Here is a 1,171-nt window from a genome sequence, read left to right as displayed (position 1 = left end):
GCAGCAGCCAATCCAGAGGTTGGAACCTTGGCGTTGATAAGAGCCTCAGCCTCAGTAAAAGCTCAAACGGGAACAAAAATCAACGCTCCGGGGCTGACAGAGAGCAAAAACTAACAATAGCCCGTCAGCAGGAAGATAGCGTCAACATTAAAGCTCAGGGTGCCCGGGAGGGGGAAGTGGAATGAATCCGGTTCGCAGACAACGCTTATTATTGATCCTTTTATTGGTAGCCGGCGTCGGTATTGCTGTGGCCCTTGCTCTGTTTGCCCTGAAGGAAAACATCAACCATTACTTCTCACCAGCCCAGATGGCCACTGGCGAAGCGCCCGTTGGTCAGAGGATCCGGGGTGGCGGTATCGTGGTTCCGGGTACGGTCAAACGTGATCCGAATAGCCTGAAAGCCACTTTCCGAATCAGTGATGGCGATGGTGAAGTGGAAGTGGAATATACCGGAATCCTGCCGGACCTTTTCAAAGAAGGTCAGGGCATTGTCGGAACCGGAAAACTGGATGAAAACCGTCGTTTTGTAGCCGAGGAGCTATTGGCCAAGCATGATGAAAACTATATGCCTCCGGAAGTACAGAAGGCCATCGACAAGGCTCATGGTACGAAGTCAGGCAATCCGTCAGATAAATCTAATGGCGCCCCGTCGTACCAGAAAGAGAATCAACAGTCTTTAGAGAACCCTCAGCCTCAACCATCGGAGAGCCAGTCATGAATCCTGAACTGGGGTTGTTTGCCCTCATACTGGCCACCTGTCTGGCACTGCTGCAAAGCATTATTCCGTTGCTGGGTAGCTACAATGGTCGACTGAACTGGATGGCCACTGGTAAAACGCTGGCTTCAGGGCAGTTTGTTTTTGTCCTGTTATCGTTCATGTGTCTGGTGTTCGCTTTTGTCTCGGATGACTTCTCTGTTCAGTACGTTGCCAGCAATTCAAGCTCCCTGCTGCCTGTTTACTACAAGGTGACTGCGGTTTGGGGCGGTCATGAAGGCTCTCTGCTGCTCTGGATTCTGACTCTTACGGGCTGGGGACAGGTGGTTGCCCTGCGCAGCAACAAATTGCCGCCGGAACTGTCTGCGAGAGTTCTGTCGGTCATGGGTATGATCAGCGTTGGCTTTCTGTTGTTTATTCTGCTGACTTCTAACCCATTTGCTCGTATTCTGCCAT

The 1,171-nt window shown here is 51.5% G+C and carries 2 protein-coding genes and 1 pseudogene; all 3 read left to right on the top strand.

What is annotated here, in order from left to right:
* Positions 1-185 (top strand): hypothetical protein (locus tag KDK18_RS07305; RefSeq protein ID WP_257254227.1); only part of this gene is annotated, 185 nt, incomplete at its 5' end.
* Positions 182-718 (top strand): cytochrome c maturation protein CcmE, encoded by a 537-nt coding sequence (ccmE, locus tag KDK18_RS07300; RefSeq protein ID WP_257254226.1) that lies wholly within the window; start codon positions 182-184, stop codon positions 716-718. The genes KDK18_RS07305 and ccmE, both read left to right, overlap by 4 nt.
* Positions 715-1,171 (top strand): annotated as a pseudogene (locus KDK18_RS07295) (heme lyase NrfEFG subunit NrfE); the annotation flags it as partial. The gene ccmE and the pseudogene KDK18_RS07295, both read left to right, overlap by 4 nt.

The organism is Endozoicomonas sp. SESOKO3, assembly GCF_024606255.1.
This window is presented reverse-complemented; position numbering and strand designations above follow the sequence as displayed.

What these genes read in the sequence shown, in the direction of transcription:
- ccmE (WP_257254226.1), top strand. Translation starts at nt 182, where the DNA reads ATGAATCCGGTTCGCAGACAACGCTTATTATTGATCCTTTTATTGGTA.